Below are 18,675 nucleotides of genomic sequence, written 5' to 3' on the forward strand. Positions count from 1 at the left end.
ATGAGCCTGTTCGGGGACGGCCTGGACGCCGCAGTGCAGAAGGCGTTCACCCGCCCAGCACCCAAGACGGCGGGCCCGCAGATGCGGTACCTGGTCAAGCAGTTGGGCGGCACCAAGCCGGTCGCCCAAATGCTGCGCATCTCGCAGCGCACCGTCGAGCGGTACGTGAAGGACCAGATCAAAAAGCCCCGCCCGGACCTCGCCGCACGCCTGGAGCGCGAGGTGAAGAAGCGGTGGCAGCCGCAGATCCGGGCCAAGGCCAAGGCGAAGGCGGCGAGCACGGGCGGCATCGTTATCGACACCCGCGCCCGCATGGGCTACACCGCGCCGATCGGGTCGACGGACCAGGACCGCATCCGGCACCTGACCGTCGCCCTGCCGCCCGTCTACGCCGCCCGCCTCTTCGAGGCCCAGGAGCAGGGGGCCAGCGACGCCCGGCTCCAGGAGATCGCCGCCGAAGCGCTCAAGGAGGTGTACTTTCAGGACGACGGCCGCCGCGCCGGCTCTCTGGAGGAGGTCCGGTTCACGGACATCGAGCACCTTGAGTTCGGCCTATAGCAGCTCGCCTCAAGATGCTTCTGGGCGAGGCCAATGTGACTGAGCGCTTCAGTTGGCCAGTGAGCGTGCGAGTTGGCCGTTTGAGCGTTCCGTGTCGATGTCGTGGCTGAGCCGGGACACGGTAGTTGGAACCTGGCCACGCATGTTGGAACTGGGTGGCTCACGATGCCCCTGGCGGGTCGGGGTGTCGGTGGCATCGGGTTGGATGAGCGCGTGACTGTCTATGACGTGGCCCGCCGACTCCCCGCCGTCGCCGACCTGCGGGACCTGTGCCGTTCACTGGCGATGCTCGATGCAATCCTGAGCCCGGACTGGGAGAGTCGGTACTACTCCTTCAACGCCGGTTGGGCCGACGGTGAGGAGATGGCCTCGATGCGCAACGGGTCGGGAGACGAGTACTCGATCGTGTTCTCGGCGGCCGGGGCCTATGTGCGCGGCTTCGACCACGAATCGCCGATGAGCCCCTTCGGCAACGATGGCGAGCCCTGGCCGGGTGTGATCGACGAAGTCCCCGAGCCCTTCAGAGCCTTCGTCGAGGAACCGGCGTTCACCGATCACGAGGGGGTGCCCGTCGTGACGGCCTGCTTGTGGCGGGGACCGACGGACGAGCGGTGGCACCACGGGACGATCGACTTCCCCGAGGGCGCTGTCGATCCTGACGGGGCGACGAGCCTGTTCAGCCTCCTGGTCGACCGGTCTCCGGAAGTGTTCCAGCGCTTCGCAGAGGACTACTACGAGGTCTTCGTCGACCTGGGGGCGGTGAGCCAGGTTCATGCGTTGCGACCACTGGACCAGGACCTCGTATCGTTGCTGAACCCGGAGGTCAGCTTGGCGGACTTGGCCCAGGACATCTCCGAGATCGGCTATCCGCAGATGGACCAGGAGTCGGTCTGACCGCTGTCGATCTTTCGGATGAGGTGCTCGGCGTGCTGGAGCAGGAGCCTGCGTAGTGCCGTGAAGTGATGGATCCGGCCTGGGCGGGCGAGTTTGGCCCAGGTGCTGCTGCGCTGGCTGAGCCATACTCTCCGGAGTTCTTCGGGTTATTCTGCCTCGATCGTCCGTGGTGCGAAGAGCGGCTCGCCGTGAGTGACCTGTGCCCAGACGAACGCGGATGCCTCTTGGCGCTTTCGGTCGTCCAGGTTGGGCTGGATGTGACCGGGGACGGGCGGTAGGCGGCTGGTGATCTCTTGCCTGGCTTTGTCCACGAGAACTCGTGGACAAAGCCACCCTGTACTCGCCGTGGAACACGACCTTCTACCGGCTGTTCGGCCCGGCCTACCCGGCGGACGGCAGCGCGCCGCTGACCCGGCAGACGATCAAGAGCGCCTTCGAGCTGGCGAGCGGCGCGACGTTCCCGGCGGGGGAGGGCCGGGTGCTGCACGGCCGGTCCTGGTCGGGCGCGGGCGCCGTCGCGCGGGTCGACGTCAGCACCGACGGCGGGGCGAGCCGGCGGCGAGCCCGGCTGTACGACCGGCCGCAGTCCGGCACCTGGACGCGCTGGTCCCTGCCCTGGACGCCCGGCCCGCCCGGCCCGACGCACCTGCTGGCCCGCGCCACCGACACAGCGGGCCGCACCCAGCCCGACACCGCCGTCTACAACACCCAGGGCTATCTGTTCGACGCGGTGGTGTGCCACCCGGTGACCGTGGTCTGACACCGCCGGCCGAGGACACCTCCCGGGCCCGAATTGTGGGGATGACACAAACCCCCGGTGGCAAAACGGTCGGCTCCCGACCTGTGTTCCCCGACGGTCACTGCCATGATCGCCGTGAGAGCAGATCGGGAACTGTGTGTTTGCTCCAAACCCGAGGAGGTTCGTGTGACCCGTAGCGGTCGTGTACTGGTGACTGGTGTCGGTGCGCTGACGCCTCTGGGATCCGACGCGCCGTCGTCGTGGGCGGGGCTGCTCGACGGGAAGTCGGGGGTGCGGTTGCTGGCCGAGGAGTGGGCCGCGGAGCTGCCCGTCCACGTGGCGGCCGGTCTCACCGTGGACCCCGCCTCGCTGTTCCCCCGGGCCGAGGCGCGGAAGATGGACCGCGGTGAGCAGATTGCCGTCCTCAGCGCCCGGGAGGCCTGGCGGGACGCCGGCGCCCCGGAGGTCGAACCGGAACGCCTCGCCGTCGTCGTCGGAACGGGCACCGGCGGCGTGCTGACGACGCTGGGGCAGGACGACGTCTTCGAACGCGCCGGGAGCAGGCGGCTGTCGCCGTTCGCGGTGCCCATGCTGATGCCCAACGGCCCCGCCGCCTGGGTGAGCATGGACCTGGGCGCCCAGGGCGGCGCCCGGACACCGGTCAGCGCCTGCGCCTCCGGGGCGGAAGCCCTCGCCCTCGGGCAGGACCTGATCCGCGCCGGACGGGCCGATGTGGTCGTCGCGGGCGGCGTGGAGGCCTGCCTGCACCCCTTCACCCTCGCGGCGTTCGCCCAGATGAAGGCCCTGTCGACGCGCAGCACGGACCCGGAGGGCGTGTCCCGTCCGTTCGACCTGGGGAGGTCCGGGTTCGTCATGGGCGAGGGCGCGGGGATGATGGTGCTGGAACGCCCCGAGTTCGCCGAGGCCCGGGGCGCGCGGACGCACGGGACGCTGGCCGGCAGCGCCGTGAGTTCCAGCGCCCGCCACATCACCGCCTCCGACCCGGACGGCCAGGCCCTCGCCATGGAGCAGGCGCTGCGCGACGCGGGCCTCACCCCGGCGGACATCGGGGTGGTGCACGCCCACGCCACCTCCACCGAGTCCGGTGACCTGGCGGAGGCGGAGGCGATTGGCCGGGTCGTCGGCGGCGGCGCGGCGGTGACGGCGACGAAGTCGATGACTGGGCACATGCTGGGCGCGTCCGGGACGGTGGGTGCCCTGGCCGCCCTGTTTGCCCTGCGGGACGGCACGCTGCCGGCCATCCGCAACCTCGACGAACCCGACCCGCGCGTGGACCTGGACCTGGTGCGCGGCGAACCGCGCACCGGCCACTGGTCCGCCGCGCTGGCCAACTCCTTCGGCTTCGGCGGGCACAACGTCAGCCTCGTCCTCACCAGGTGAGGTGACCGGCCGTAGGCCATGGGCCACAGGCCGACGGCCGGTGCGTCGGACGCGCTACGCCGCCGCCCGGCACTCCCGCAGGCGGACCGCCAGCGACCGCACCGTCGGCGCGGAGAACAGCGCCGACACGGGCAGCGGGACGCGCAGCACCTTGCGCACCCCGGCCATCAGCCGGACGGCCCGCAGCGAATCCCCGCCCAGCTCGAAGAAGTTGTCCAAGACGGAGAGGGAGGACATCTCGAAGAAGTCCCGCCACAGGTCGAGCAGGACCCGTTCCTCCTCGGTGGCGGGACGGACGTCCTCGGCGGTGTCCGGTCCCGCCGCCCGCTCATGCCGGGCCAGCTCGGCGCGGTCCACCTTCCCGTTCGCCGTCAGCGGCAGCGCGTCCCACACGGTGACGACGGCCGGGAGCATGTACGGCGGCAGCAGCTCCGCCGCGTCCGCCCTGAGCTGCGGGCCCGTCCGCGTGGCGCCCGCCCGCAGCGCGACGTGCGCCACGAGCCGCTGACGGCTCCGCCCGCCCGGCGCGGTGACGACGGCGGCCGCGACGTCCGGGCAGCGCAGCAGCGCCGCCTCAACGTCGCCCAGCTCGATCCGGTGGCCGCCGACCTTGACCTGCATGTCGTCCCGCCCGAGGAACTCGATCTCGCCGCCGGGCAGCAGGCGCCCCCAGTCACCGGTCCGGTAGACGCGTTCCCCGGTGGACGGGGAGACGACGAAGCTCCGCGCGGTCTTCTCCGGATCGCCGAGGTACTCCCGGGCCAGACCGGCACCGGCGATGCAGATCTCGCCCACCACCCAGACGGGCCGGGGCCGCAGCAGCGCGTCCGCCACGAAGATCCGCTGGTTGCGCATGGCCGTGCCGTAGGGGATGGACGGCAGCGCCGCGTCCTCGGGCACGATCCGGTGCCAGACCGACCAGATGGACGCCTCGGTCGCACCGCCGAGGCTCCACAGCAGCGCCCGCGGGAAGTACCGCCGGATTTCGGCGGGCAGCACCACCGGGATCCAGTCCCCGCTCATCAGGACCGCGCGCAGCGAGGACCCGGCGTCCGGGAGCCGGGCACCGGTCTCCGGCGCGGACGCCAGGTGCTCGCACACCATGGCCATCAGGGCGGGAACGCTGTTCCACACCGTGACCCCCTCCCGCGCCATCAGGGAGAGCCAGGCGGCGGGCTCGCGCGCGTCCCCGGGGCCGGGCAGCACGACCGCGCCCCCGGCGGAGAGGGGCCCGAAGATGTCGTAGACCGACAGGTCGAAGTGGAGCGCCGACAGGCCGAGGACCCGGTCGTCCGGGGTGAACGACACCTCGTCGTTGACGTCCAGGACGGTGTTGACCGCCGGTCCGTGCTCGATCACCACCCCCTTGGGGATGCCCGTGGAGCCGGAGGTGTAGATCACGTACGCGACGTCCCCGGGCGTCACCACGGCGTCCGGCACCACCCGGTCCCCGGTGTCCCCGGCGGCGGGTGTGTCGACCTCCAGCACCGTCAGGCCCTCGGGCCAGTCGACGGCGTCGCGCAGCGCGGGCTGAGTGAGGACCGTCTCCAGACCCGCGGCGTCGATCACGGCGGCGAGGCGCCGGGCCGGCCAGCGCGGGTCGACGGGAACGTAGGCGCCGCCCGACCGCAGCACGCCCAGACAGCCGACCACCTGCTCCCAGCCCTTCTCCATCACCACCCCGACCAGCGTCCCGGCGGTGGTGCCGTGCCGGGCCAGGAGGGCCGCCACCCGCCTCGACTCCGCGTCGAGGTCGGCGTAGCTCAGCCGCCGGTCCCGGGAGACCACGGCCACGGCGTCGGGAGTGCGCGCGGCCCGCTCGACGAACCGCGCGTGCAAGGTGTGGTCGGCGGAAAACTCGGCCCGCGCGGGCGGCCGGATCCCCTCGGGGGCCGCCTCCGGCGTGTGCAGCCGCACGGGCGCGCGCCACGCGGAGCCGGTGGCGAGGGCGGCGGGGTCAACGACAGAGTGCACGAATCAGCCTTTCATAGGCCGTGAACATGGAGTCCACGACGCCCTCCGGGAACACGTCCTCCACCACGTCCCAGTTGAGGATCAGACCGCCGTTCTCCTCGAACGCCGTGTGGTCGAGGATGACCTGCGGGGTGCGCACACCGCTCCAGACCGGTGTGCCGGACTCACCCATGCGGCACAGCAGGCCCACCGGTCCGGTCTGCTGACCGTCCGGGGCGGCCCCGCCGATCGCGCTGTTGAAGACGACCGGCATACGGGCCCGTCCCGCGCTCCCGTCCATCCGGCCGAGGTCCCTGAGCACGTCGAGACCGGAATAGGCGGTGTGCTCCAGGTCCCGCAGCAGTTGCCGCTGGATCCGCCGGGCGGTGTCCCGGAACGGGGCGGCCTGGTCGACGTGCACCTCCAGCAGGTTCGTGGCGGAGAAGTTGCCGACGACGTGTGCCGTGTCCAGGTCGGGTACGGCGTCCCGCCGCGACACCAGGCAGGTGACCGTGAAGTCCGGCGTCCTGGACCAGGTGGCGAGCACCTGGCAGTACGCGCCCAGCACGGCCCCCGACGCCGTCAGACCGGACGCGGCGGCGTTGCGTTTGAACCGTTCCCACTCCGGCGCCTCCACGCGCAGGAAGCGGTTGGTGAACACGGGACGTTCCACGTCGGCGAGGCGGACGGCGAGCGGGAGCTGCGGGGCGGGCGGCAGATCCGGGAGCCGGCCGGTCCAATACTCCTTGCTCCGGTCGTACTCCGGGGTCGCGGTCCGCTCACCCAGCCGGTGCGCGAACTCCTCGAAGGTGCACGGCAGTTCGGGGAGCACCGCGTCCGGGTCGGCGTACAGTCGGGCCCACTCCCCGAAGAGGACGGAGGTGCTGCCGCCGTCCGAGACGAGCACGTCGACGCCGACGTGCAGCCGGGTGACGGCCGGGGCGACGACCGTGGCGCGGACCAGGAACAGCGGCCAGCTCGTGACGTCGAACTCCCGGACCTTCAGCTCCGCGTGGATCGCGGCGAGCCGCTGCCCGCGCTCCTCCTCCGTGAGCCGGGTCAGGTCCTCCACGGGGATCGACACCCGGGGCACGTCGCCCAGCACCCACTGGTGGCCGGCCTCCGGGTCGAAGACGGCCCGCAGCATCGGGTGGCGCCGCACGAGCCGGTCCAGCGCCCGCTCGGCCGCCGTCACGTCGAAGCCGGTCAGGTCGACCTCCACGTACAGGTACGTCGACACGTTGCCCAGCTCGAAGTCGCCCGCGCGCCCCGCGAGGTAGGCCTCCTGGAGTTCGGTCAGCGGGAACGGGGCGGAGTCGGGCACGGCCGGTTCGACGGTGGCGGGGCCTGGGGCAGGCTCCTCGGGGTCGTCGGACTCCTGTTCCCCGGCGGGCCGGAACAGCTCCACGAGGTGGGAGACGAGCGCCTCCGGAGTCGGGTGGTCGAACACCACGGTCGCGCCCAGCCGCACGCCGAGCCTCTTGCCGAGGCGGACCCGCAGCTCCATCGAGGTGAGGGAGTCGAAGCCCATCTCGTAGAAGGAATGATGGGCGTCCACGCGCCGGGCGTCGGTGCCGAGCAGTTCGGCGACGCCCTCCCTGACCACCCCGAGCAGACCGGCGACGCGCTGGTCGTGGGAGGTGTCCGGCGAGTTCAGCAGCTCCAGGAGGGTGGCCTCCTGCCGCGCGTCCGCCCGGGGCGCCGGTCGCGTCTCCTGCCGGGTCTGCGGCCGGGTGTCCTGCTGGGTCTCCGGCCGCGGGTCCGGCGGGGGCGGGACGACGACAACGGGCGCGGGCGCGGGGGCCGGTACGGAGGCGGACGCGGGCGTGGTGGCGGTGAGGCGGGAGAACAGGAACGGGCCGTCCGCCGTCGCGTCGCCGGTCGTGTCGGACACCGCGAGCCGCGCCGCGATCACGGCGGTGGTGCCGCTGCCGAGCGCGGCGTCGAACAGGCCGAGCCCCTCCGGCACCGTGAACGGCGCCACGCCGTTTCGCCGCAGCCGCAGCCGGTCCGCCTCGTCGAGGTGCCCCGTCATGCCCGTCGGCTCGTCCCACAGGCCCCAGGCGATGGAGTTGGCCGGCCGGCCCTGCGCCCGGCGCCACTGCGCGAAGTGGTCCAGGAAGGTGTTCGCGGCGGCGTAGTTGGCCTGCCCGGGGCCGCCGAGCACGCCGTACAGGGACGAGAAGACGGTGAAGAAGCGCAGGTCGTCCCCGCGTGTCGCGGCGTCCAGGTGGAGCGCCGAGTCGGCCTTGCTCGCCAGCACCCGGCGCAGTTGCTCCGACGTCAGGTTGGGCACGATGGCGTCGTCGAGGAGTCCGGCGGCGTGCACGACGCCGGCCAGCGGGCGTTCCGAGCGCAGCCGGTCCAGTGCCGCGCGCACCTGCTCCGGGTCGCTGGTGTCGGCCTCCAGCACCCGCACCGAGGCGCCCAGGCCGGCCAGTTCGGAGGTGAGGGCCGTAATGCCGGACGCCCGGGGGCCGCTGCGGCTGAGCAGCGCCACGGACCGCACGGACGCCCGGGTGACGAGGTGGCGGGCCAGGGCGCGGCCGAGGGTGCCGGTGCCGCCGGTGATGACGACGGTGCCGTCCCCGCAGTCGGGGAAGGGGCCGACGGCGGCGGCGTGCGGCCACAGGTGCGGGCGCAGCACCCGGCCACCGCGCACGGCGAGCTGAGCGTCGGACCGGTCCAGCGCCGCCTTGACCGCGTCCGGCGCGGCGACCCCGGCGTCGTCGACGTCGACGACCCGCAGGTGGCCGGGGTTCTCCGTCTGAGCGCTGCGCACCATCCCCCACAGGGCGGCCGCCGCCAGGTCGTGCGCGTCGTCACCGGGCACGGCCACCGCGTTCCGCGTGACGAACGTGAGCAGCGCGCGTCCGGCGAGGTCCTCGGCGAGCAGCCACCGCTGGAGGGCCGCCAGCGTCCAGGACGCCGTGTCGTGGACCTGCGCCGGGGTCACCGGTCCGGGGGCGGCCGGCGGGGCGGGCAGGACGATCTGCCAGTCCCCGGGCAGCGCCTTGACGATCATGATGGCCTCGTCGAGCGTGGCCACCGCGATCCCGTCGCGTGCCGTGTCCCGCAGGGCGGCGGCGAGCGGCCCGTCGGCGCCCACCACGCACAGGCGGCGGGCCGTGCCGGGCGCGTCCTCGGCCGCCGCCCACTCGGTCGTGTACAGCGTGGCCGGCTCGCGGTCCGGGCGCCGGCCGGGGCGTTCCAGACCGCGGACCACCATGCGGTCGACGCTCAGCAGGACCCGGCCGTCGTCGCCGGTCAGCGTCAGGGTGATCGCGTCGGGGGCCACCCGGCGGGCCAGCGCCCAGCACCGGTCGGCGTCGTCACCGCCGTCGGCGCGCACGCCGTTGAAGACGAAGGGGACGGCGATGTCCCCGGCCGCCGGCGTCTCGATTAGACCGCAGGCCACGGCGGCGTGCAGGGCCGCGTCGGACAGCGCCGGGTGCATGGTGAAGCCGGCGTGGTTGACGCGGGCGCCGTCCGGCAGCACCACCTGGGAGCGGACCCAGCCGTCGCCGTGCTCACCGCCGTCCACGCCCCGGAACGCCTCGCCGTAGCCGTACCCGAGGCCGCGCAACCGCGCGTACAGCGCCTCCGGGTCCGGCAGCCTGGCACCGGCACCCTCGCCGTCCCCGGCCTCGGGCGCCGGTCGGGAGAGCCCGGCCGCCAGCACACCGTCCGCGTGCTGCCGCCACCCGGCGCCGGGCGCCGGACGCGAGTGCACCGCCACGGCCCGCTTCCCCTCGGCGTCGGGGCCCCGCACGGTCACCTGGACGTCGACCCGGGCCCCGTCCAGCGGCAGCGGCAACGGGTCCCGCAGCACCATCTCGTCGAGCACCGGACAGTCCCGTTCGCGCCCCGCCGCCAGCAGCAGCTCCGCGAAGGCGGTGCCCGGCAGCAGGGGCGTGTCCTCGACCCGGTGGTCCAGCAGCCAGGGGTGGTCGCGCAGCGACAGGTGCCCGCTCAGCACCACGGTGCCGTCGACCGTCTCGACCACCGAGGTCAGGAACGGGTGCCCGCCGGCGCCGATCCGGGGCCGGTCCGCCCGCGCGGGGAGGGCCGCCGGGAGGGTCGCCGGGACGGCCGGGGCCGCGGGCGCCATCTGCGACGGGAGCCAGAACCGGCGGCCCTCGAACGGATAGGTGGGCAGGTCCTCCGGAACCGGTCCCTCGGGCCACGCGCCGCCGTGCAGCGCGGCCCAGTCGATATCGTGTCCCTGGACGGACGCCTCGGCGGCGGCCGTCAGGAACCGCTCGTAGGAGCCCTGGTCCCGGCGGAGCGTCGCGCACACCGGGGCGTGGCCGCCGGTCCCCTCCAGGATCTGCTGGAGCGAAGTGAGCAGCACCGGGTGCGGGCTGATCTCGACGAAGGCGTCGTAGCCGTGCGACACCATCGCGGCGACGGTCTCGGCGAACCGGACCGGCTCGCGCAGGTTGCGGTACCAGTACGCGGCGGTCAGCTCGGTGCCCCGGACGCGGTCGCCCTCGACCGTGGAGAAGAACGTCACGTCCTCCTCGGCGGCCCGCAGACCGTCGAGGCCCGCCATGATCCGGTCTTCCAGCTCGGCCACGACGGGGGAGTGCGAGGCGCACTTGGCCGGGACCCGGCGGGCGTAGACGCCCCGGTCCTCGCACTGGTCGAGCAGCCGCCGGACACCGGGTTCGTCGTCGCCGGACAGGATGGTGAAGGCGGGGCCGTTGGACGCGGCGACGGTGAGCCGGGCGTCCGCCTCCCGGGCGGCGTCCACCGCCTCCTCGGTGCCCAGCGCCACGGCCACCATGCCGCCGCGTCCGCCTTCCTCCAGGACACGGCTGCGGCAGGCCACCACCCGGGCCGCCTCGTCGAGACTGAGCGCCCCGGCCAGGCATGCGGCGGCGACCTCGCCCTGGGAGTGCCCGATCACCGCGGCGGGCCGGACACCGGCGAGCCGCCACAGCGACGCCAGGCCCAGCATCATGGTGAAGATCAGCGGCTGGACGACGTCCGTGCGCTCCCGGTCGGTCTCCCGGTCCTCGCCGGTCAGCACCGCCAGCAGGTCGTAGTCTAGGTAGGGCTTGAACGCGCCGGCGACCTCCTCGATCCGCAGCCGGAAGACGTCGGACTCCGCCAGCAGCCGCACCGCCATGGCGTCCCACTGGGAGCCCTGCCCCGGGAACACGAACACCGGGCGCCGGACGCGCCGCGCCTCGTCGCGCACCACCGCCGGGCAGTCCGTGCCCCCGGCCAGCGCCCGCAGCGCGGCGACCAGGTCCCGCCGGCCCGCCGCGACGGCGACGGCGCGGTGCGCGTAGTGCTCGCGCCGGGTGGCCAGGGCCCGGGCGGTCGCCGCCACGGAGGAGGTGCCAGCGGCGAGGTGGTCGGCGACCCGCGCGGCGTGGGCGCGCAGGGCCGTCGGGGTCTTGGCGGAGAGGGTGAGGGCATGCGTGGCGTCGTCGGCGGCGTACCCCGCGTCGGCGCCGGGCGCAAACTCCTCCTCCCGGCACTCCAGGATGAGGTGCGCGTTGGTGCCGCTGACGCCGAACGAGGAGACGGCGCAGCGGCGTACGCCGTCCCGGGCCGGGGGCCAGGGCCTGCTCTCCTTCAGGACGTTCACCGACGACGTCCAGTCCACGTGCGAGTTGAGGTCCTCGACGTGCAGCGTCCGGGGCATCAGCCCGGCGCGCATCGCGCTCAGGCACTTGATGACACCACCGACCCCGGCGGCGGCCATGGAGTGGCCGATGTTCGACTTGAACGAGCCGATCCACACCGGTTCGCCGTCGCGGTCCGCCCCGTAGGTGGCCTGGATGGCGTTGGCCTCGATGGGGTCGCCGAGCTTGGTGGCCGTCCCGTGCGCCTCCACGAGCTGGATGTCGCCGGGCGCGAGCCGGGCGTCGGCGAGCGCCCGCCGGATCACCTTGGCCTGGGCCTTGCCGCTCGGCGCGGTGAGGCCGTTGCTGGCGCCGTCCTGGTTGACGGCGGTCCCCTTGATGACGCCGAGGACGCGGCGCCCGTTGCACCGGGCCGTGGAGAGGCGTTCCAGGACGAGGACACCGGCGCCCTCGGCCCAGACGGTTCCGTTGGCGGTGTCGGAGAAGGTGCGACAGCGCCCGTCCGGCGACAGGGCGCCCTTCTTCGCGTAATCCACGAACATGCCAGGCCCGGTGAGCACGGTGCAGCCGCCCGCGAGCGCCAGGTCCGTCTCGCCACTGCGCAGGGATCGCACGGCCGTGTGGATCGCCACGCCGGACGAGGAGCAGGCGGTGTCGATGGTCAGGGCCGGGCCCTCCAGCCCCAGGAGGTAGGCGATCCGCCCGGACGCCACGCTCGGCGAGGTGCCCGTGCCCATGAAACCGGCCGTCTCGTCCTGCCACTTCCACAGCGGCATCCCGTACTCGTTGGGCATCAGCCCGACGAACACGCCGGTGCCCGAGCCCTTGAGGCTGGACGGGACGATGCCCGCCCGTTCGATCGCCTCCCAGGCGACCTGGAGGAGCACCCGCTGCTGCGGGTCCATGGAGATCGCCTCGGCGGGTCTGATGCCGAAGAAGTCGGCGTCGAAGAGGTCGGCGTCGTGGAGGAACCCGCCCTGGCGCACATAGCCCGGGTCGTACAGGTCCTCGGTGTACCACTCGCGGTTGTCGGGGAAGTCGGTGATGGGGTCCCGGCCTTCCTCGACCAGGGCCCACAGCCTCTCCGGGGTGTCCGTGCCGCCGGGGTAGCGGCAGGCCATGCCCACGACGGCTATGTCTTCGGGCTCCGGTGTGCGCTCAGCCACGGAATGCCTCCAGTTCGGTGTTCAGGCGGGCCGCGAGGTCGTTGATCGTCGGGTGGTCGAAGAGGGCGGACTCCGGGAGTTCCACGGCGGTGGCGGCCTTGACCCGGTCCTGTAGCTCCAGCAGCGACATGGAGTCGGCACCCAGGTCCTCGAAGGTGCTGTCGGCGTCCACGTCCGGCGGTTCGTCGCCCGTCTCGCCCAGCACGTCGAGCAGCGCACCCACCAGGAACGACCGGACGAGCCACAGCCGTTCGGCGGGATCGGCGGCCCGCTCCCAGTCGTCGAGTAGCGGACGGGCGCCGTCCTCCCGCACCTTCTCGCCGTCCTCCCGCACCTCCTCGGGGGGCGGCACGGGCGCGGGCGCGGAGGCGGGGGCGGGCGGCGGCGCGGCGATGCGGGCCGGCCAGGGGCCGCGGAAGGTGTCGCGGGCGAACGGGTACGTGGGCAGGCCGGGCACCTTGCGCAGGCCCGTGCCCAGCCGGCGGGCGACCTCGGCGGTGTCGCCGTAGGCGGCGTAGGCGGCGGCGACCGCGACCCAGGCGGCCCGGCCGTCCTCCCCGGCGCGCAGCCAGTCCCCGGGGATGGCCAGGTCGTGACCCGCAACGATCTTGCGCAGCCCGTCGCGCATCTCGTCCCAGCCGCCGCCGACCATGGCGGCCCGGTGCTCGCCCCCGGCGCGCTGGGCCAGCGACCACGCCACGTCGTGCACGGTGTGCCGCTCCACGGGGAACGGGTGGTCAAGGAAGGCCCGGGCCAGCGCGCGGACCGCGTCCCGGGTGCGACCGGCCAGACACCACACGGTGCCCCCGGCCGGGACCCGGCCGGCGGGCGGCGCGGCCGGCGGCGGACCGGCGAGCACCACGTGCACGTTGGTGCCGCCCATGCCGAACGAGCTGACCCCGACGGCCTCCTCGGCGCCCAGGCGCTCCTCCCGGCCGGGGACGACGACCCGCAGGTTGAGGTCGGCCAGCGGCACGTTCCGGGAACTGCGGCGGTGGTGCAGGGTCGGCGGCAGCCGTCCGTGGTGCAGAGCCAGGCACGCCTTGATCAGCCCGGCGATGCCCGCCGCCGCCTCCAGGTGCCCGATGTTCGACTTGACCGAGCCCACCAGCAGCGGCGCGCCGGGCGGACGGTGCCGTCCGATCGCCGCGCCGAGCGCCTCGGCCTCCACCGGGTCACCCACGGGCGTGCCCGTGCCGTGCAGTTCGACGTAGCCCACCGAGGCGTCCGTGACACCCGCGGCGCGGTGGGCGGCCTCGATCACCTCGCGCTGGGCCTCCGCGCTGGGCACGCCGAGCCCGGCCCGGCCCCCGTCGTTGTTGGTGGCGCTGCCGCGCACCACGCAGTAGACGTGGTCGCCGTCGCGCACGGCCGCGTGGAGCGGCTTCAGCACGACGACGCCGCCCCCTTCGCCCCGGACGTACCCGTCGGCGCGCTCGTCCAGGGCGCGGCAGCGGCCATCGGGGGACAGACCGCCCCACAGGTGCACCTGGTCGGTGACGTCCGGCAGCAGGTTCAGGTTGACCCCGGCCACCAGGGCGGCGTCGCACTCGCCCAGCCGCAGCCCCGCCACGGCCCGGTGCACGGCGCACAGGGAGGACGACTGACCGGTGTCGACGACCTCGCTGGGGCCGCGCAGCCCGAGGTGGTGGGAGATCCGCCCCGCCAGCAGCGCACGGCTGGATCCCAGGTGCCCGGTCCGGTCCAGGCACCCGGAGGCGAAGTACCGCATCCGGAAGTCGTCGGCGCTCGCCCCCACGTAGACGCCCCAGCGCGCCACACGGCGGTCGTGCGCGGGCACGGCGGCGTCCTCCAGGGCCTGCCAGGCCAGTTCCAGCAGCAGCCGCTGCTGCGGGTCCATGTGCTCGGCCTCGCGGCGGACGATGCCGAAGAACCGGGCGTCGAAGTCGTCGACACCCTCGAGGAAGCCGCCGTGCCGGACGGGGACCTGGGGTTCGGCGGGCGCGGGCCCGGCGCGGTCCGCCCAGCGGCCGGGCGGGGCGGTGCCCACGCTGTCCGTCGCGGAGAGCAGGTTGCGCCAGAACTCGCCCGGGTCACGGGCGCCGGGAAGGCGGCACGACAGTCCGATGACGGCCATGGGCGCCGGGTCCGGTCCCGGGTGCGGCCGTGCCGGTCGTGGGGGGTGGGTCCGTGCGGTCATCAGGCTGTTTCACCTGTTCCTTCCGGGCATGGGCGGGACGGCCGCGGTCCGGGGGCGACGAGGAGGTTCCTGAGCCCCCGGAAGGTGGGACTGGCCTTCCACTCCATGCGCTGGGGCGGGGTGCGGACGGAGAGCTGCGGACAGCGCCGGACCAGGGCGTCGAAGGCGACCTCCGCCTCCAGCCGCGCCAGGTGCTTGCCGATGCAGTTGTGGATGCCGCCGCCGAACGCCAGGTGCTCGCGGCGCGGCGTGCCGACCGAGAAGCGTTCCGGGTCCGCGAAACGCGTGTCGTCGCGGTTGGCCGCGGCGAAGGCCAGGAACACGATGGAACCGGCCGGGATGGTCACGCCGCCGACCTCCACGGACTCAGTGGCGTACCGGTACAGGGACAGGTTGAACGGGGACTGGTGGCGCAGCATCTCCTCCACGGCGGCCGGCACCAGCGACCGGTCCCGCCACAACCGCGCCTTCTGCTCCGGGTCGGACTCCAGCACCAGCAGCCCGGTGACGATCAGGTTCGCCGAGGTCTCGTAGCCGGCGGCCAGCAGCGCGTACGCCTGCGCGACCGCCTGCGGCTCGTCCAGGGAGCGGGCGAGCAGCGTCAGGATGTCGTCGGTGCCGTTCTCCCGGCGCCGCGCGATGAGCCCGCCCAGATACCCGGCCATTTGCCGCGCGTCGCGCCGGAGCACCTCGGGCGCCGCGTCACCGGTGATCGTCTGCACCCACTGGTGGAACGTCCCGCGGTCCTCGCGCGGCACCCCGAGCGTGTCGCAGATGACCCCGATCGAGTAGGGGAAGGCGAAGTCCTGGACGAGGTCGAACGACTCCCGCCCCGCGACGGCGTCCAGCACCGAGTCGACCAGCTCCCGCATCGCCCGGCGCCGGGGGGCCACCGCCCGCGCGGTGAAGGAGCTGTTGAGCGGCTTGCGCAGGGCGGTGTGCACCGGCGGGTCGTTGTTCGCCATGTTGTCGTAGAGCAGCGAGCCCCGGTCCCGCGCCTGTCCGCCGCCCGGGGTGCTGGCCGCGAACAGCGGCATCGCCCGGTCGATGCTCTTGCGGAACCGGTCGTCCCGCAACACGAATTCGACGTCCTTGTAGGACGTCACCATCCAGGCGCGCAACTTCGGCGGCAGATAGGCCATACCCGTTTCGAGTACCACCTCGGTGGGTTTGTTTCCGTGCTGCTTTATCGCTCGATAGACCGCGTGCGGGTCCCGGTAGAAATCCATATCGAGATGGACGGGGCACATACGGTCCGGTGTCTCGGATGCCATGGGGACTCTTCCAATGGGTGAGGTGCGGGGGCACGGCACGCGGGCCGGCGGCCCGGCGATGACATCGGATTCACGCGGCGTCGCCCGAAGTCGGAAAGGGCTTCGCAAGGCTTTGCACGCTAGCCAATGCCCGAACGTGCCGCAAGAAGCCCCAACTTCACCGTCTTCGGCGATTAGGGGGGTGTGATGACCCCCCTAATCTCCCGTCCGCGAACAGCGCCGCCGATCCGGTCGACGCCCCTTGCCGCACAGCGGTGAACGGGCCCCGGCGGCGGTCGGACCCCCGGAGTAGGGGGGGGGTGTCGCGGGGCGTGCTTTGACTGCATGATCAGTGCGTGCGTGGGCCGGGAACCGGCCCGAGGAAGGAGTGATGTCCGTCATGGAGTTGGTGGAGCGATGCCGTGTGCAACAACTTCTTGACGAACTCTTGGGACAGGCCCGCGACGGTAGGGGACAGGCCGTTCTCGTTCTCGGTCCCCCTGGGCTCGGGAAAACCGGAGTGGCCGAATACGCCAGAGAACGCGCCGAACGCGCCGGAGTGACCGTGCTGAGTGCCGCCGGATCGGTGGCGGAACGCGCTTTACCGCTGGGCATCGTCGCCCAACTCCTGTCCTGTCTCGGCTACTCCGCGGACGACACGGCGGCCGTCTGCGCGTCACCCGCCCGGGCCACCGTCGCGTTGCACGAGGCCGTCTGCGCGGTCACCGGACGCACCCCACTCGTCGTCGTCATCGACGACGCCCAGGACATCGACCGCGAGTCCCTGCGCTGTCTGCTCTACGTCATCCACCGGGTGGCCCCGCTGCGCGCGCTGATCCTGCTCACCGGGAGTTCCGACCTCCCCCAGCAGAACCCGGTGCTGCTCGCCGAGTACATGCGCAATCCGAGCTGCTCGCTGCTGTGCCTCGCCCCGCTGTGCACCGCGTGCGTCGCCGCCGTGCTCGCCAGGCACATGGGCGGCGCCGTCCCCGACCGGACCGCGCGGCTGTGGCGGCAGGCGTCCGGCGGCAGCCCGCTGCTGCTGCACGCGCTGCTGAAGGACTGGTCGACGTCCCCGGCACCCGCCGGTCCGGACCGGGGCGCCGCCCTGCCCCCGCCGGGCGGCGACGCGGTGCGGTTCGCCGTGCAGTACATCCACGACCTGATGTCCGACGACGCGCTGCGCACCGCGCGGGCCCTCGCCGTCCTCGGGGAGGCGGCCACCGCGGAGCGCGCCGAACGCCTGCTGCACCACCTGGGCATGCCCGCAGGGGAGGCCGACCGGACCCGCAACGCCCTGGAGGCGGTCGGCCTCACCGACGGCCTGCGCTACCGCCTGGCGGCGGCCCGCGACGTGGTGCTGGACGGCATACCGGGCCACGAGCGGACCCGGCTGCACCGCGACGCCGCGCTGGCCCTCCGCGAGACCAACGCCGCCCTGGGCGACGTGGCCGACCACCTAGTCCACGCGCGGCCCGCCCGGGACCCCTGGGCGGTCGTCGCCCTGCGCGAGGCCGCCGCGCAAGCCCTGCACGGGCACGACGCCGAACGGGCCGTCGCCTATCTGCGGGCCGCCTACGACGCCGACGGCGCGCAGCGCGCGGTGGTCCGCGCCGAACTGACCCAGGCGGAGTGGGAGGTGGACCCGGGCGCGGTCCGCTGGCACCTGACCGACCTGCTCGACGAGCACCGGGCCGGCCTGCTGAGCCGGCGGCACAGCCTGCTGCTGGGGATCTACCTGCTGTGGTCGGGACGGACCCGGGAGGTCGGCTCGCTCCTCACCGACCTGGACGCCGTGCGGGAGGAGCTGTCCCAGGAGGAACGGGTCCGGCTGGACGCGCTGCGGGTCTGGTTCGCCTACTTCTTCCCCACCTACGGCGCCCGCTACCGGGACCGCCCCCTGGAGTCCGGGCACGACGCCGGCCTGTGCATCGTCTCCGTCGACCCGCAGTGGGACGGGGCGCTGGTGCTGTCGCTGCTGCTGACGGAGGGTCCCACCGACGACGCGTGTGCCGCCGCCGAGCAGCTCCTACAGGCGCAGATGCCCAACCAGCCGCCCCTGGCACCGGCGATGGCCGCGCTGATCTCGCTGATCCGCGCCGCGCGTCTGGAACGGGCCGCGTACTGGGGCGACCGCCTGGTCGTGGGCTGCGCGGAGCGCACGGTCACCTGCCAGGCCATCCTGCTGGCCGCCAGCGCGACCCTGGAGAGCTGGCTGGGCCACTTCACGACCGCGCTGACCCGGGCGGAGCAGGCCCTCGCCCTGCTGCCGCCGTCGGCCTGGGGGGTGGCGCTGGGCCTGCCGCTCGCCGCCAAGGTGCTGGCCTGCGTCGGCCTCGGCGACCTGGACGCGGCGGCCGAGTGCTTCCGCGTGCCGGTACCGCAGTTGATGTTCCAGTCGCTGCCCGGACTCCACTACCTCCAGGCGCGGGGCCGCTTCCACCTGGCCGCGGGCCGTCACCGGGCCGCGCTCGGCGACTTCTACGCGTGTCGCGACCTGATGACCGCGTGGCGGCTGAAGGTGACCGTCTTCACCGCGTGGCGGGTGTACGCCGCCGAGGCGCTGGCCGCGCTCGGCGACCGGGAGGAGGCGGTGCGGCTGCTGGCGGAGGAGCTGGCCCAGCCGGACATGGGCAGCCCGTGGCTGCGCGCCCAGGCGCGGGCGCTGCACGACCGGCTGCGCGGCGCGGGCCCCGGCCCCGGCCCTGGACCCGGGCCGCGGCCGTCGGCATCGGAGGCCGGTCCGCCCGCGCTGAGCAGGGCCGAACACCGGGTGGCCTGCCTCGCGAAGGCAGGTCTCACCAACCGCCAGATTGCCGGCCGGCTCCGGGTCACCCCCAGCACCGTCGAGCAGCACCTCACCCGCATCTACCGCAAGCTGGGCGTGCGGGGCCGCACCGGGCTGCCCGCCGCACTGGACGCGGCCGACGCCCTCGGCGGACGGGCGTGA

General features: G+C 73.7%; 8 protein-coding genes and 1 pseudogene. 5 read left to right on the top strand and 4 right to left on the bottom strand.

The features are described from left to right. From AB0G32_RS14605 to AB0G32_RS14620, 4 genes and pseudogenes are all read left to right on the top strand, one after another. Complete coding sequence (locus AB0G32_RS14605; protein ID WP_361162531.1) at positions 1 to 558, top strand: XRE family transcriptional regulator; 558 nt, start codon at positions 1 to 3, stop codon at positions 556 to 558. Positions 559 to 771: 213 nt separating this feature from the next. Next, complete coding sequence (locus AB0G32_RS14610; RefSeq protein WP_361162532.1) at positions 772 to 1,452, top strand: hypothetical protein; 681 nt, start codon at positions 772 to 774, stop codon at positions 1,450 to 1,452. 334 nt (positions 1,453 to 1,786) lie between these two features. Continuing rightward, a pseudogene (locus AB0G32_RS14615) lies at positions 1,787 to 2,212 on the top strand (sulfite oxidase); the annotation flags it as partial. Between the two features lie 165 nt (positions 2,213 to 2,377). Further along, on the top strand, positions 2,378 to 3,592 hold the full coding sequence (locus AB0G32_RS14620) for a beta-ketoacyl-[acyl-carrier-protein] synthase family protein (RefSeq protein ID WP_361162533.1): 1,215 nt from the start codon (positions 2,378 to 2,380) through the stop codon (positions 3,590 to 3,592). Positions 3,593 to 3,646: 54 nt separating this feature from the next. Here AB0G32_RS14620 and AB0G32_RS14625 read toward each other — a convergent pair whose 3' ends face one another. From AB0G32_RS14625 to AB0G32_RS14640, 4 genes are all read right to left on the bottom strand, one after another. Continuing rightward, entirely contained in the window at positions 3,647 to 5,566 is a 1,920-nt protein-coding gene (locus tag AB0G32_RS14625; protein WP_361162534.1) for a non-ribosomal peptide synthetase, read from the bottom strand. Further along, the gene (locus AB0G32_RS14630) at positions 5,550 to 12,311 is read right to left on the bottom strand and encodes an SDR family NAD(P)-dependent oxidoreductase (protein ID WP_361162535.1); all 6,762 of its coding nucleotides are present in this window, start codon (positions 12,309 to 12,311) and stop codon (positions 5,550 to 5,552) included. Before AB0G32_RS14630 ends, AB0G32_RS14625 begins: the two co-directional genes overlap by 17 nt. Then, the gene (locus tag AB0G32_RS14635; RefSeq protein WP_361162536.1) at positions 12,304 to 14,409 is read right to left on the bottom strand and encodes a beta-ketoacyl synthase N-terminal-like domain-containing protein; all 2,106 of its coding nucleotides are present in this window, start codon (positions 14,407 to 14,409) and stop codon (positions 12,304 to 12,306) included. Before AB0G32_RS14635 ends, AB0G32_RS14630 begins: the two co-directional genes overlap by 8 nt. 62 nt (positions 14,410 to 14,471) lie before the next feature. Next, entirely contained in the window at positions 14,472 to 15,701 is a 1,230-nt protein-coding gene (locus AB0G32_RS14640; protein ID WP_361162537.1) for a cytochrome P450, read from the bottom strand. Positions 15,702 to 16,125: 424 nt separating this feature from the next. Between AB0G32_RS14640 and AB0G32_RS14645 the strand changes: the two genes are divergently transcribed. Then, complete coding sequence (locus AB0G32_RS14645; protein ID WP_361162607.1) at positions 16,126 to 18,675, top strand: AAA family ATPase; 2,550 nt, start codon at positions 16,126 to 16,128, stop codon at positions 18,673 to 18,675.

Source organism: Streptomyces sp. NPDC023723 (assembly GCF_040639815.1).
GTDB lineage: Bacteria > Actinomycetota > Actinomycetes > Streptomycetales > Streptomycetaceae > Streptomyces.

Bases quoted from the DNA above. Each gene is read 5' to 3' on its own strand.
- AB0G32_RS14605 (WP_361162531.1), top strand. From the start codon at position 1: ATGAGCCTGTTCGGGGACGGCCTGGACGCCGCAGTGCAGAAGGCGTTC.
- AB0G32_RS14635 (WP_361162536.1), bottom strand. From the start codon at position 14,409: ATGGCCGTCATCGGACTGTCGTGCCGCCTTCCCGGCGCCCGTGACCCG.
- AB0G32_RS14640 (WP_361162537.1), bottom strand. From the start codon at position 15,701: ATGGATTTCTACCGGGACCCGCACGCGGTCTATCGAGCGATAAAGCAG.
- AB0G32_RS14645 (WP_361162607.1), top strand. From the start codon at position 16,126: ATGGAGTTGGTGGAGCGATGCCGTGTGCAACAACTTCTTGACGAACTC.